Source organism: Sinorhizobium sp. 22678, assembly GCF_052044265.1.
Classification (GTDB): domain Bacteria; phylum Pseudomonadota; class Alphaproteobacteria; order Rhizobiales; family Rhizobiaceae; genus Sinorhizobium; species Sinorhizobium meliloti_A.
The window spans coordinates 79,807-93,742 of sequence record NZ_JBQEMS010000009.1; the positions used below are offsets into that span (position 1 = coordinate 79,807).

Annotated in this window: 12 protein-coding genes; 2 read left to right on the forward strand and 10 right to left on the reverse strand. The window is 63.2% G+C overall.

The features are described from left to right. Nucleotides 1-35 precede the first annotated feature (35 nt). On the forward strand, nucleotides 36-1,547 hold the full coding sequence (locus ACTJKL_RS15395) for a M48 family metalloprotease (RefSeq protein WP_448131173.1): 1,512 nt from the start codon (nucleotides 36-38) through the stop codon (nucleotides 1,545-1,547). 190 nt (nucleotides 1,548-1,737) lie between these two features. Here the strand turns inward: ACTJKL_RS15395 and ACTJKL_RS15400 are convergent, their stop codons facing one another. The 7 genes from ACTJKL_RS15400 to ACTJKL_RS15430 all read right to left on the reverse strand — a co-directional run bounded on the left by ACTJKL_RS15400 (nucleotide 1,738) and on the right by ACTJKL_RS15430 (nucleotide 10,972). Continuing rightward, the gene (locus tag ACTJKL_RS15400; RefSeq protein ID WP_018097417.1) at nucleotides 1,738-2,604 is read right to left on the reverse strand and encodes an RNA polymerase factor sigma-32; all 867 of its coding nucleotides are present in this window, start codon (nucleotides 2,602-2,604) and stop codon (nucleotides 1,738-1,740) included. A gap of 426 nt (nucleotides 2,605-3,030) precedes the next feature. After that, complete coding sequence (locus tag ACTJKL_RS15405; RefSeq protein WP_003535785.1) at nucleotides 3,031-3,600, reverse strand: CarD family transcriptional regulator; 570 nt, start codon at nucleotides 3,598-3,600, stop codon at nucleotides 3,031-3,033. Between the two features lie 409 nt (nucleotides 3,601-4,009). Then, complete coding sequence (fdxA, locus tag ACTJKL_RS15410) at nucleotides 4,010-4,348, reverse strand: ferredoxin FdxA (RefSeq protein ID WP_003535779.1); 339 nt, start codon at nucleotides 4,346-4,348, stop codon at nucleotides 4,010-4,012. A 385-nt stretch (nucleotides 4,349-4,733) separates the two neighbouring features. Beyond that, nucleotides 4,734-5,147 carry an Hsp15 family ribosome-associated heat shock protein gene (gene hslR / locus ACTJKL_RS15415; RefSeq protein ID WP_411932404.1) on the reverse strand — a complete coding sequence of 138 codons (414 nt, stop codon included), beginning with the start codon at nucleotides 5,145-5,147 and terminating at the stop codon, nucleotides 4,734-4,736. A gap of 9 nt (nucleotides 5,148-5,156) precedes the next feature. Continuing rightward, a complete protein-coding gene (locus ACTJKL_RS15420; protein WP_440853295.1) occupies nucleotides 5,157-8,207 on the reverse strand; it encodes a helicase-related protein in 3,051 nt (1,016 codons plus the stop codon). A 740-nt stretch (nucleotides 8,208-8,947) separates the two neighbouring features. Continuing rightward, on the reverse strand, nucleotides 8,948-9,673 hold the full coding sequence (locus ACTJKL_RS15425) for a beta-ketoacyl-ACP reductase (protein WP_018097420.1): 726 nt from the start codon (nucleotides 9,671-9,673) through the stop codon (nucleotides 8,948-8,950). A 117-nt stretch (nucleotides 9,674-9,790) separates the two neighbouring features. Then, nucleotides 9,791-10,972 (reverse strand): acetyl-CoA C-acetyltransferase, encoded by a 1,182-nt coding sequence (locus ACTJKL_RS15430; protein ID WP_100672683.1) that lies wholly within the window; start codon nucleotides 10,970-10,972, stop codon nucleotides 9,791-9,793. Between the two features lie 222 nt (nucleotides 10,973-11,194). On the opposite strand from ACTJKL_RS15430, the gene phaR reads away from it, so the two are divergent. Further along, on the forward strand, nucleotides 11,195-11,773 hold the full coding sequence (gene phaR, locus ACTJKL_RS15435; RefSeq protein ID WP_003535770.1) for a polyhydroxyalkanoate synthesis repressor PhaR: 579 nt from the start codon (nucleotides 11,195-11,197) through the stop codon (nucleotides 11,771-11,773). Between the two features lie 177 nt (nucleotides 11,774-11,950). On the opposite strand, the gene rpmF is transcribed toward phaR, so the two are convergent. From rpmF to mtgA, 3 genes are all read right to left on the reverse strand, one after another. Then, nucleotides 11,951-12,136 carry a 50S ribosomal protein L32 gene (gene rpmF, locus ACTJKL_RS15440; protein WP_003535764.1) on the reverse strand — a complete coding sequence of 62 codons (186 nt, stop codon included), beginning with the start codon at nucleotides 12,134-12,136 and terminating at the stop codon, nucleotides 11,951-11,953. Nucleotides 12,137-12,298: 162 nt separating this feature from the next. After that, entirely contained in the window at nucleotides 12,299-12,946 is a 648-nt protein-coding gene (locus ACTJKL_RS15445; protein ID WP_127711437.1) for a glutathione S-transferase family protein, read from the reverse strand. Nucleotides 12,947-13,018: 72 nt separating this feature from the next. Further along, nucleotides 13,019-13,807, reverse strand: a complete 789-nt coding sequence (mtgA, locus tag ACTJKL_RS15450; protein ID WP_411922119.1) for a monofunctional biosynthetic peptidoglycan transglycosylase — start codon at nucleotides 13,805-13,807, stop codon at nucleotides 13,019-13,021. Nucleotides 13,808-13,936: the final 129 nt, after the last annotated feature.

The following is a 13,936-nucleotide window of genomic DNA, read 5'->3' on the forward strand; positions in this document are numbered from 1 at the left end:
GCGGGTCGCGCCGGCGGATGGGGACGGGCTGAGGCATGATAAGGCAGGCAGTCATGAATGGCTGGTTTCCGCGGCGGCATGGAGCCGTGCGCGCACGAGCGCTGGTCGCATTGGGTGCCACGACGCTGATGGCTGGCTGCCAATCCGTCATCGAGCAGACCTACGAGCCCACCGTTTCGCCATCTTCGAATCCGCAGATCGTCGAGGAAGTGCAGAAGAACGACCCGCGGGCCCAGCTCGGTGCGCGCGAGCATCCGCGCATCGTGGCGAGCTACGGCGGAGAATACCGCGACGCCAAGACCGAGCGGCTGGTCGCCCGGATCACCGGCGCCCTGACGGCAGTTTCGGAAAACCCGCAGCAATCCTACCGCATCACCATTCTCAACTCGCCGGCAATCAACGCTTTCGCGCTTCCGGGCGGCTATCTCTACGTGACGCGCGGTCTGCTGGCGCTCGCCAACGACGCCGCGGAAGTGGCCGCCGTGCTCTCGCACGAGATGGCGCATGTGACGGCCAATCACGGCATCCAGCGGCAGCAGCGCGAGGAGGCGGAGGTGATCGCCAGCCGCGTCGTCTCCGAGGTGCTCTCCTCCGATCTTGCCGGCAAGCAGGCGCTTGCCCGCGGCAAGCTGCGCCTTGCCGCCTTCTCGCGCAATCAGGAACTGCAGGCCGACGTGATCGGCGTCCGCATGCTGGGCGAGGCGGGATACGACCCCTATTCGGCGGCGCGCTTCCTCGATTCCATGGCCGCCTATAGCCGCTTCAGCGCGGTCGATCCGGAGGCGGACCAGAGCCTCGACTTCCTGTCGAGCCACCCCAACGCGCCGCAACGCGTCGATCTCGCGCGCCGGCATGCCCGTGCCTTCGGCCCCGAGGGGACGAGCGGCGATCGCGGGCGCGACTATTACCTCGCTGGCATCGATGGTATCCTCTATGGCGACAGCCCGCAGGAGGGCTATGTCCGCGGACAGACCTTCCTGCACGGCCAGCTCGGCATACGCTTCGACGTGCCCACCGGCTTCCAGATCGACAACAAGGCCGAGGCGGTGCTTGCCACCGGCCCAGGCGAGGTCGCCATTCGTTTCGACGGCATCGCCGACACGAGCCGGCGCAGCCTCACCGACTACATTGCCAGCGGGTGGGTAACGGGCCTCAAGCCCGATACGATCCGCCCTATCACCGTCAACGGCCTCGAGGCCGCAACGGCGCGCGCATCGGCCGACCGCTGGGATTTCGACGTCACGGTGATCAGGTTCGGCGAGCGCATCTACCGCTTCCTGACGGCCGTTCCGAAAGGCTCGAGCGCACTCGAGCCGACGGCAAACCAGTTGCGAACCTCCTTCCGCCGCATGACGTCCGGCGAGGTCCAGTCATTGAAGCCGCTGCGCGTCCGGGTGGTCACGGTCAGGTCCGGCGATACGATCGCGACCCTTGCGGCCCGCATGATGGGTACGGACCGCAAGCTCGACCTTTTCCGGCTGATCAATGCGATGCAGATCACATCGACGGTCAGACCCGGCGACAAGGTGAAGATCATTTCGGAGTGAGGCGGCGTAACGGCGCCGCAGCCGCGGCCTTCTCCCCGCTCGCGGGGAGAAGAGGACTCACGCCGCCGTTTCGCCTCTCAGTCGCTCAATTGAGCATTGGCGAGGCCGAGGCTCGTCCCCCGGACCCGCCTGCGGGGGGAAGGCGCCGGCAGGCGGATGAGGGGCAAATGGCGTTTCGAAGCATCGCGCTTCAATGCATCGCCGCCGTCAGTGCGGGCGCCTTGGCGGTGAGCGCCGCACGAAGCTTTTCGAGCGCGCGCGTTTCGATCTGCCGCACCCGTTCCTTCGATATTCCAAGCGCGACGCCGAGTTCCTCCAGCGTGGCGCCATCCTCCGTCAGGCGGCGGGCGCGAATGATCTTCATTTCACGTTCGCTGAGTTCTCCGAGCGCGATCTGCAGCCATCGGCGGGCGCGCTCGCCGTCGATCAGATCGCTCACCTGTTCGTCGGGCAGAGGTGCTTCGCTCGCCAGGAAATCCAGCCGGGCGCCGGCATCCGGGTCGCCGCCGCCGATCGGCGCCTGCAGCGACGCGTCGTTTCCGGAAAGGCGCGCATCCATTGTCTGCACGTCGGCAAGGCTGACACCGAGCGCCGCGGCTATCTCCTCGTGCATCGCCTGAGAGGTCAATTGTCTGTCCCCCTGGGCGAGCCTCGCGCGCAACCGGCGCAGATTGAAAAACAGCGCCTTCTGCGCCGAACTGGTGCCGCCGCGTACGATCGACCAGTTGCGCAGCACGTAATCCTGCATCGATGCGCGGATCCACCAGGTCGCATAGGTCGAGAAACGCACCTCCCGGCTCGGCTCGAAACGCGCTGCGGCCTCCAGGAGCCCTATATGCCCCTCCTGCACGAGATCTCCCATGGGCAGCCCGAAACTGCGGAACTTCGCCGCCATCGAAATCACCAGACGCATGTGCGACATTGCAATCTTGTTGCGCGCCTCCTGATCGTTATCGTTCCGCCAGGCCTGTGCGAGCGCATGTTCCTCGTCCCGCTCGAGATAGGGCGCTTCCATGGCAATCTTGATCATACGCCTGTCTGCTGTGAGGGTCTTCATCGATTGCTCCGTAGCTGGCGGCGAGCGCCATTTCACGATTGAACTCCAAACGCCGAGCGCTCTCTTGCTGCGTTCGGCAACGGGACGGATGGCGCTGGTTGACGAAATGACAGGGCGCCCTAGATGGAAGAATACGAACCTGAGGCGTGAGGAAATCACGGGGCCAAGATCGCTCGGCAGCACAGGCGAAGACCTCCCTGCCGGGAGTATTAAACGTACGCGGGCGCGAAAAGTTCCGCGGGCGACAGCGATTTTTGATTGTGGATACCGCCGCTGTACGCCCCAACGATTGTAACGCGGCTTCGCCGCGCCCCGGCTCCCGCCTTCTTGCGCAATCCAGCGCTCAGCATCAGGGAATATACGGCAACAAAAAAGCCCGGCCTTTGTGAAGGCCGGGCCTGTCTGGTTGATTGACGCAAGGAGCGCTTAAGCGGCTTCGTCCTGTGCGTCGTCTTCTTCGATAGCCTTGCCGCGCTTCGGGCCCTTGTTGAGATTGGCCTCGACGAGCCGAACGGCCTCCGTTTCCGACATCCTGTTCACGGCAGCGATTTCGCGCGCCATCCGGTCAAGCGCGGCTTCATAGAGCTGGCGCTCGGAATAGGACTGTTCCGGCTGGTTCTCGGCGCGATAGAGGTCGCGTACGACTTCCGCGATGGAAATAAGATCGCCGGAATTGATCTTGGCATCGTATTCCTGAGCGCGGCGCGACCACATGGTCCGCTTCACGCGCGCCTTGCCCTGCACGACCTTCAACGCGCGGTCGACGAAATCGGTTTCGGACAGCTTGCGCATGCCGATGCCCACGGCCTTCGCCACCGGCACCTTGAGACGCATCTTGTCCTTCTCGAAGTCGATGACAAAGAGTTCGAGCTTCATGCCCGCGACTTCCTGCTCCTCAATCGCGACGATCTGGCCAACGCCATGGGCCGGGTAAACGATCGATTCACCGGTCTTGAAGCCTTGGCGCGTTGAAGATTTCTTCTGCTGGGTGGTCATTCGTTTCAAACACTCCCTAGTGCGCACCCGGCCTTCACAGGGGCCGGGGCCGGGTCAGTCAGGCCCGGGATAGACGGGGGTACCGCCGGGTGGGTCCACCTGGTCCTCCAACGAAACGCAAACAAGCTCTTAGGGCGCAGTCACAAGCAACGGGCCGTTGCATATCTCAAAAGTGCCGCGCGGTGGAGATCGTTTGCTTTCGTGCTGGTTTTCGGGCGCGCAAAAGCACCCTCTGTGGATCAGTGCGTGAAAACTATCACAAAAAAGAGCGGAAATCAATAATTTGCTGCACGGCAACGATCAAGTCGCCGCGCTCGCAAGCGCGAAGTGCCGGCAGGATTTCCCCAGCTTTCCGGCCTCGCCATTTGTCGTCCGTCAGCAGCGACGAACCCAGCGACCGAAACCCGTCTCAGTCGCCCTGTCCCGGTTCGGAAGAAAAATACTTCTCGTATTTTTCTTCTACGCCATCCATCTCCTTGGCCTCCGGCAGCGGGTCGCGCTTAACGGTGATGTTCGGCCACTGCGTGGAAAATTCCGCGTTCAGTTTCAACCACATATCGAGACCCGGCTCGGTATCCGGCTTGATTGCACCCGCGGGACATTCCGGCTCGCATACGCCGCAGTCGATGCATTCATCCGGATGGATGACGAGGAAGTTCTCCCCCTCATAGAAACAATCCACCGGGCAGACTTCAACGCAGTCCGTGTACTTGCAGCGAATGCAGTTATCGGTCACGACATACGTCATGAGGTACTCCAGCCAATGCTCACATTTGATGGCAGACGGCAATCAACGGTGATACTCGATCGCCCGCGCATGCTAGGCATGTCCGGCACGCATAGCTGCCGATGCAGACCCGAATGCCATCCTCAGCATGGCTTCGTGAATCGGAATCGATCCGGTGAAACCACACATCGGTTCAAGCTGCTACACCAACCTTCGCCCCTCGAACTGGACGTTCGGCACTGTAGCGTTGCTTGTCACGTAAAGGCTTTGACTGGCCTTTGCAAGAATTATCCATGCGCGATTTGCCCCTGTGGGGGCACAGTTTTCCAGCCTCGGGACGGGCGTGCCGAAATCGGTTGCAGGCCGCCTGCGACAGTGTACGGCGCCCGGGTTCAAAGTCTGAAAATCAGTCGTCTTCGGGGTCCGGCCCCGGCCGCAAGCGGTCCGTCTCGCGGCGCTCCCGCTTTGTCGGCCGCCCCGCGCCGCGGTCGCGCGTCGCCTGCTCGAAAAGCGTGGGTCTGACGGCGGGTACGGCGGGGGTCAGATCCTCGTAGAGGAGGCGCGCTTCCTCATAGGGACCGCGGCGGGACCCGGGCAGCAGCACGCGCACGACGAGATCGCGCCGCTCCAGCGACACCTCGAGCATGTCGCCGGCCCTGATCTGGGCGGACGATTGCGTCTCACGCTTGCCGTTGACGGCCACATGGCCCGCCTCGATCGCCTTCTGGGCGAGCGAACGCGATTTGATCAGCCGGGCGAAGAACAGCCACTTGTCGAGCCGCTGGCGCATTGCAGGGGCGGACGGCGGCTGTTTTTCCATGAGCTTGACCTACTTCTTCATCTGCTCCTTCAGAGCAGCGAGTTTGGCGAAAGGCGAATCCGGATCGATCGGCTTTTCCTTGCGGGGCGGGCGCCCTTCGAACTTGGAGGGAGACGACTTGTTTCGATCGTGCCGGTCGCCGCGGTCCTTTCGCTGACCGCCCGGCCTTCCTTCGGACCCCTTGCCTTCCTGCGGCTTGCCTTCCCAGGGCTTGCCCTGCGACTTGCCATGAGGAGCCTGCCTGCGGCCGCCCTCGCGGCCTTCGGTCTGGCCATGGCGCTGGCCCCCTCGGCGCTGTTCGCCCTGGCGACCGCCCTGTCGCTGATTGTCCTGACGGGTGCCCGGACGCCACAGGAGCACCGGCTTGGCTTCAACCGGGGCCTCCGGCTCAGCCGGTGCCGCTGCATCGTCGCTTGCCGGCGCCGCCGGCGTCGTTGCAGCTGCGGTATCGGCGGCGGCTTCCGTCTCTGCGGCAGGCGTCTCGGCAGCCGCGGTTCCGGCGGTTTCCGTCTCTGCGGCAGGCGCATCCGCGGCCTCCGCCTCGACGCCCGCATCCGCTACGCTCGCACCGGCCTCTTCGGCAGGCGCCGTGTCCCCATTCTGGCTTGCCAGGAAAGCTGCCGCCTCTTCGGCCGGCACGGCGTCGGCGCGATAGCCGAGACCCTTGAGGATTTCCTCCATGTCATCCGGCGTCGCCCCGAGAATGGACAACATCGACGTCGTCGCGACGAAACGGCGGCCGTCATAGGCGCCTTCCGGACGCGGCGACGTCCCCGGCTTCCACTGCAGGAGCGGACGGATGAGATCGGCAAGCCGCTCGAGGATATCGATCCGCACCGCGCGCTTGCCGAGGAACCGGAAGCCCGCGAGCTTGTAGAAGGTCCGCTCGAAAGACGGATCGGTGACGACCGAGGTACGGCCGGCGGCAAGCATCGGGATGAGCTCGCCGTAACCGGGCTTGTCCAGCCCGTCGTTCTTCAGTGCCCAGAGAAGCGTGATCAGCTCCGCCGGAGCCGGCTTCAGAAGCGCGGGGAGGAAGATGTGATAGGCGCCGAAGCGTACACCGTATCTGCGAATCGATGCGCGGCTCTCCTGATCGAGCGACTTTACGTCTTCGGCGACGTCGCGACGGAAGAGCACGCCGAGATTCTCGACGATCTGGAAGGCGAGACCCTTGGCGAGACCCTCCAGATCCTCGGCGCGCGAAATGTCGTCCAGAGGCTTCAGCACCGTGCTGATGTGATGGTTCACGAAACGCTCGATCCGCGCCAGGACATGTTCGCGGGCATTAGCCTGAAGCTGGTCGTCGGCAAGCAGGATGACGCGGGGACGCATGACGTGGTCGCTCGCCGTGAGCCGCGCGACCGGATCGCCGAGCCAACGGACAAGACCGTCCGACGACAGAGCAAGGTCGCCATTGCCGGCCGCATGGAGACGAGCGGCGCGCGCTTCGAATTCCAGCGCGAGCGCCTTATGGGCGGCACCCTGAACGGCCTTCGCGTCCGTTCCCTCGCTGCCCGCGGCGAGCGTGAACCGGAAACCGGCTAGCTGACCCACATGGTGTCCCTCGACGAAGACATCACCATTCACACTGATTTCTGCTTCCAGCATCGCATTCTCTCTCAGGCGCTTCATGAGCACAGATGTCCTGCGATCAACAAAGCGTTTCGTCAACCTTTCATGTAGCGCGTCGGACAATCGATCTTCGATTTCCCGCGTCTTTTCTTGCCAGTGTGTCGGATCGGCAAGCCACCCGGGCCGGTTGGATACATAGGTCCAGGTCCTGATCTGCGCAATTCGCGCCGAAAGTGTGTCGATTTCGCCGTCCGTATGATCGGCGCGCCGGACCTGTTCGGCCATGAAATCTTCGTTGACCGTGCCATGGCGAACGAGGTCCGCATAGATGGTCGAGATCAGGTCCGCATGCTGAGCCGGCGTGATGCGGCGATAATCCGGGAGCGCGCAGGCTTCCCAGAGCTTCTCGACGCGCTCGGACGCCGTGGCGACGTCGACGATCTCCGGGTAGCGGGTCAGATGCTCGAGAGCCTGCTGATCGATGGCCGGGAGCGCCCGCGCTAGGCCGGATACCGCCGGTGCGGCCTCGAGGCTCTTTTTCAGTGCCTTCAGCGAAGAAAAGTCGAGCGCCTTGGAGCGCCATTGCAGCACGCGGACCGGGTCGAACTCATGCGATTCGATGCGGTGCACCAGCTCCTCGTCGAACGGATCGACGCGTCCGGTCACGCCGAAGGTCCCGTCCCGGACGTGCCTGCCCGCGCGCCCCGCGACCTGGGCGAGCTCCGCCGGATTGAGGTTACGGTACTGGTAGCCGTCGAACTTCCTGTCCTGAGCGAAGGCGACATGATCGACGTCGAGGTTCAGCCCCATGCCGATGGCGTCGGTCGCCACGAGGTAGTCGACGTCCCCCTCCTGATAGAGCGCCACCTGGGCATTGCGGGTTCGCGGCGAAAGCGCGCCCAGTACGACGGCCGCGCCGCCGCGCTGGCGCCGGATGAGCTCCGCGATCGCATAGACCTCGTCGGCCGAAAAGGCGACGATTGCCGAGCGGTTCGGCAGGCGGGTGATTTTCTTGGAGCCGGCATAGAGAAGCTGCGACATGCGCGGCCGCTCGACGATGGTGATGCCGGGCAGCAGATATTCGAGGATCGGCCGCATCGTCGCGGCGCCGAGCAGCAGCGTCTCGCCGCGGCCGCGCAGGTGCAGTATCCGGTCCGTGAAGATATGGCCGCGTTCGAGATCGCCCGCCAGCTGAACCTCGTCGATCGCCACGAAGGAGGCCGTGGTCTCGCGCGGCATCGCTTCCACCGTGCAGACCGAAAAGCGGGCGCGATGCGGGGCGATCTTTTCCTCGCCCGTGATCAGCGCGACATTGTGGTGGCCGACCTTCTCCACGAGACGCGTATAGACCTCGCGTGCGAGCAATCTCAGCGGCAGCCCTATGACGCCGCTGTCATGCGCGATCATGCGCTCGATCGCATAATGGGTCTTGCCGGTATTGGTGGGTCCGAGCACCGCGGTCACGCCGCGGCCGCTCAGGATCATGGATTGAAAAGACAAGGTCTCGATCCCGGACAGTCTCTACAGCACCGCGCTTCCTTGGTCGCGCAAAGCTCGCTGCAGTGCTGATTTGGCGTATGTATTATCCTTAAAACGGCTCCGATTTAAGGAACACGTATGGTGAGCCGGCGCGCGTTCACGCTCCGGCGGGAAACAGATGCCTATGCGACGTGCCAAACGCAAGGGTTCACGGGGAATAAATGCGCCAAGCGGCCAACCATATCTTGCGGCTCCCCTTTCAACTGCAGTTCAGGACTCTGGAACAGCGACGGAACGAATCAGAGACGAATCGCTGACTCCCGCTGATTCACTTTATGTTCACGGCTATATATAGATATCAACATCTAGTTACGCACCAGATGCTGAATCCAAGGGAGGATCACCCCTCAGAAGCTGCCGATCGGCTTCGGCTGTCGTCACTGCAGCCTTTGACCACGCAAAGGATTCCGAATCCAAGAGTCTGGAAAGATTGAAAAATTTTAACGGGATTCGCCGCCGATCGGCCGAGTCCGGGAATAGGAATCGCTTCACAGGCACCCGCTCCTGCCTGGGAAGAGCGACGCCGACTCGCCCGGAGGAACGTTTTCCCCTTTCGTTCGCCACAACATCTAGTGACACCTGTAGAGATCGGGGGGCGGCTTCAGGATGGACACGGATGCGAGATCGAAGGCCAAAACGAATCCGGCGCCCCGAAGGGCGCCGAAAAAAGCCGCAGGCACCACGCCTCAGGCGAAGTACTGGCCCCCATTGGCCGAAATCGTCGAGCCGGTGATGAAGCCCGCGTCGTCGGAAGCGAGAAATACGACGCAGCGTGCCACTTCCTCCGGCTCGCCCAGGCGTCCCACCGGTATCTGCGGAATGATCCGCTCGTTGAGCACCTTTTCCGGAACGGCGCGCACCATCTCGGTGCCGATATAGCCGGGGCAAATCGCGTTGACGGTGATCCCCTTCGCCGCCCCTTCCTGGGCCAGCGCCTTGGTCAGGCCGAGATCGCCGGCCTTGGCGGCGGAATAGTTCACCTGGCCCATCTGCCCCTTCTGGCCGTTGATCGACGAGATGTTGACGATGCGCCCGAAACCGCGGTCGCGCATGCCCGACCAGACCGGATGCGTCATGTTGAACACGCCGGTGAGATTTGTGCCGATCACTTCGCCCCACTGTTCCGGCGTCATCTTGTGGAACATGGCGTCACGGGTGATGCCGGCATTGTTGACGAGGATGTCGACCGGTCCGAGGTCCGCCTCGACCCTGGCGATGCCATCGACGCAGGCCTGATAACTCGATACGTCCCATTTGTAGACGGGAATGCCGCTTTCCTGCTCGAAGGCTTTGGCCCTCTCGTCATTTCCGGCATAGTTTGCGGCCACCTTGTAGCCCGCAGCCTTCAACGCCACGCAAATTGCGGCGCCAATGCCGCGGGATCCGCCCGTTACCAGTGCTACCCTGCTCATACTCGCCTCCCGCTCGGTTGATTCAAATTCGCAAAAGCACACCCCTGCAGCCCGGCGAGCCCGGGCCGCTGATCTCCATCGTCTGATCCGAAACTTGCCCGCATTGCAGGCGGCCGGTTACAGGCGTTCCACGCACATGGCGACGCCCATGCCGCCGCCGATGCACAGGGTGGCAAGCCCCTTGGAGACGCCGCGCCGCTTCATTTCGAAAAGAAGCGTGTTCAGCACGCGGGCACCGGATGCACCGATCGGATGGCCGATGGCGATCGCTCCGCCATTGACGTTGACGATCGAAGGATCCCAGCCGAGGTCCTTGTTGACGGCGCAGGCCTGAGCCGCGAAAGCCTCGTTCGCTTCCACGAGCTCGATGTCGGCGACCGACCAGCCGGCTTTTTCGAGGGCCTTGCGCGATGCGGGGATGGGGCCGGTGCCCATGATCTGCGGGTCGACGCCTGCCGTCGCCCAGGAGACGATGCGGGCAAGCGGCTGGATGCCGCGCCGGGTCGCCTCGGCCTCGGTCATCAAGAGCGCCGCGGCGGCTCCGTCGTTGAGACCCGAAGCATTGCCCGCGGTCACGGTACCTTCCTTGTCGAAGGCCGGGCGGAGCTTTGCGATCGAATCGAGCGTGGCACCGTGGCGGATGTACTCGTCCTGATCCACGGTTACGTCGCCCTTGCGCGTCTTCACGACGAAAGGCACGATCTCGTCGGCAAAACGCCCGGCCTTCTGAGCCGCTTCCGCCTTGTTCTGGGAGGCAAGCGCGAATTCGTCCTGTTCCTCGCGCGTCAGCTGCCATTTCCGCGCAACGTTCTCGGCGGTGATGCCCATGTGGTAGCCGTAGAAGGCATCCGTCAGGCCGTCCTTGATCATCGTGTCGATCATCTTGTAGTCGCCCATCTTCACGCCGCCGCGCAGGTGCGCGCAATGCGGCGCCATGGACATCGACTCCATGCCGCCGGCAACGATGACCTTCGCATCGCCGGTTGCGATCTGCTGCATGCCGAGCGCCACGGCGCGCAGGCCCGAGCCGCAAAGCTGGTTCATGCCCCAGGCGGTCTTTTCCTGCGGGAGGCCGGCCTTCATCGCCGCTTGCCGTGCAGGATTCTGCCCCTCGCCCGCCGGCAGCACCTGGCCGAGGATCACCTCGTCCACCTCGCCCGCTTCGACGCCCGCCCGCTCGAGCACCGCCTTGATGGCGGCCGCGCCCAGTTCGTGCGCGGGAGTGTTGCCGAAGGCGCCATTGAAGGAGCCGACGGCCGTGCGGGCCGCGCTGGCGATGACGATCGAGGGATTGCTCATGGGACGTTCCTCATATTTGCTTTGCCTGATGGAGGCAGACTGGCAAAGGGAGGAGCGCGAGTCAAACGGCTAGTTGCACTGCCGCAAAAGCTTCACGGTGACTTGTCGGCGCCTGTTCGCAGCTGCGTCGCCGCATTGCACAAAGAGATTGTCAGTGGCGCTCTTTTGCGGATACTCTGAAAAATACAATAAAGACGGGACCATGGGTAAGAGGAGACCCTGATGGGGAAAAACGAAGGCCAGATCGTCATCAAGAAATATGCGAACCGGCGCCTCTACAATACCGGTACGAGCACTTACGTGACCCTCGACGACCTGGCTGTCATGGTGAAGAGGGGCGAGGACTTCATCGTGCAGGATGCCAAGTCCGGCGAAGACATAACCCATTCCGTGCTGACGCAGATCATCTTCGAGCAGGAGTCGAAGACCGGCAACACGCTTCTGCCGATTTCCTTTCTCCGCCAGTTGATCTCCTTTTATGGCGACCAGATGCAGATGGTCGTACCGAGCTATCTCGAGCACTCGATGCAGGCCTTCACCGAACAGCAGGCGCAGATGCGCGAGCAGATCACCAAGGCCTTCGGCGACACGCCGATCGGCAAGAACCTGAAGGTGCCGCTGCAGCTCGTCGAGGAACAGGTCCGGCGCAACACCGAAATGTTCCATCAGGCCATGCAGATGTTTTCGCCCTTCATGGCCGCCCCGCCGGCCAAGGAAACCAGGAAGGCCGAGGCGAAGGACATCGACGAACTGAAGGAACAGCTTCGCGCCCTTCAGACGAAACTGGACAATCTGGGCTGAACTTCCGCGATGCTTCTCCGTGATGGCAGGGGCTCCAGCCCCTCGCCCCGCTTGCAGGGAGAAGGTGGGCGGCAGGCCGGATGAGAGGCGCGCTCGTCCAAGCCATCAGACATTCGCACCACAAGAAAAAGGGCCGGCAATGCCGACCCTTCGAACTTCATCCGCAGGCGGAAACGCTTATGCGTTTTCCTTCGGCGTCAGAACCTGGCGGCCGCGATACATGCCGGTCTTCAGGTCGATATGATGCGGGCGGCGCAGTTCGCCGGAGTTCTTGTCTTCGATGTAGGTCGGAGCCTTGAGGGCGTCAGCGGAACGGCGCATGCCACGCTTGGACGGGCTCGTTTTTCTTTTCGGTACAGCCATTTCATTCTCCACTTATCGGGCAAAACACTGTTCAGCAGCCGAAAATGGCCGGGTCAAACAGATGTCGATCTCGGAATTTCGCGCGCTTATACATGTCGAACCGCACTTTGACCAGTCCCCGCGCGCAAATTTTCGACTCCCCTCGGGAAGCCTCGATCCGCTTCAGGCCTCGTCCTCCGGCACGATCCAGGGTTCGGCTCTTGCGGCCTCCTCCCACCTGCGGAAGGCCGGATGCGCCTTGACGGCATCCATATAGGCGAGCGTCGCCGGGTCCGTCACAAGCTCATAGGTCTCGAAACGGTTGACGACCGGAGCGAACATCGCGTCGGCCGCGGTGAACCGGCCGAAAAGGAACGGCCCCCCTGATCGCTCGACCGACTCCCGCCAGATCGTCTCGATCCGCGCCACATCCTCGCTGACGCCATCCGGCAGAGCGATCGACTTTCTCGGCCGGCGGATATTCATCGGGCAGGCGCCGCGCAGCGCCCGGAAGCCGGAGAGCATCTCCATCGAGTAGCTGCGCGCACGGGCACGATCCGCGCGCTCCTCCGGCCAGAGACCCGCATCCGGGAAAAGCTCCGCCGCGTATTCGATGATCGCGAGCGACTCCCAAACGCGGTTTTCGCCATGGTGGAGCACCGGAACGCGCCCTGTCGGCGAGATTTCGCGGAACCGCGGATTGCCGGCCGCGAAATCGAAAGGAATAACGACATCCTCGAACGGAATGCCGCAAGCCGTGAGCGCGAGCCAGGGGCGCATCGACCAGGACGAATAGTTCTTGTTGCCGACATAGAGGACGAGCTTGGTCATGATCTGTCTCCGCTGAAACCGAGGGCAGACTTGCCACATCGGCACCGGACAAACCAATGAATTGGTTTCATCTTAATCATAAAGGCAGGTGATGTAACCGCCGGAGCGGCTGGCACGGCGCTCGATCACGCCGGCGAGGCGCCTGAGACCGCGCCCCGGCTTTCCCGCATTGCGGTCGATCGGGTTGGGCAGCGAAACGGCGAGGAGAGCGGCCTGCCGGCGCGAAAGCTTCGCCGCCGAAACGCCGAAATGATGACGGGCGGCGGCCTCGATCCCGTAGATGCCCTCGCCCCATTCGGCGACGTTCAGGTAAATCTCCATCAGGCGCCGCTTGCTCCAGGCGAAATCGGCTGCGATCGCCAGCGGCAGTTCCATCGCCTTGCGCACGAAGGAGCGGCCGTTCCAGAGGAACAGGTTCTTGACCGTCTGCATCGGGATCGTGCTAGCGCCACGCGTCTGTTCGCCGTCGAGCGCGTCCTCGACGACGCCACGCATCTGCGCCCAATCGATGCCGGCATGAGCGCAGAACTGCCCGTCCTCCGACATCATCACCGACTGGACGAGCACCGGCGCGATATCGTCGAATTCCACCCACTGCCGGTCGTAGCCCCGCAGCAGCACGAGGTCGCGCAGCATCAGTGTCGAGACCGGGTGAATGATCTCCAGGAGATAGAGGACGATCAAGGCATAAGGCAGGATGAGAACGGAGAGGACGACGAGAACGAGCCGACGCCACCGCGAGCGCCACGTCCTGCGCGTGGCTGTCCGGCGACCGGCGGACAACTCCGCCTCCTCGCGTTCTTCCGAAACGATCTCCACGCCCCGTCCGTCCACCTCTTTTCCGCCCGCCTCTTGTCCCATTCACCCTCTCATATGCGATGGCGAGCGAAAGTTGAACGGCCTTTCTCGCAAAAGGCAAGGCTCTGCAGCGCCGTCGTCCCCGGACCGGCCCTGTGCGCGCGACGCAAAACCCCGTTGAAAGCCGCTCCG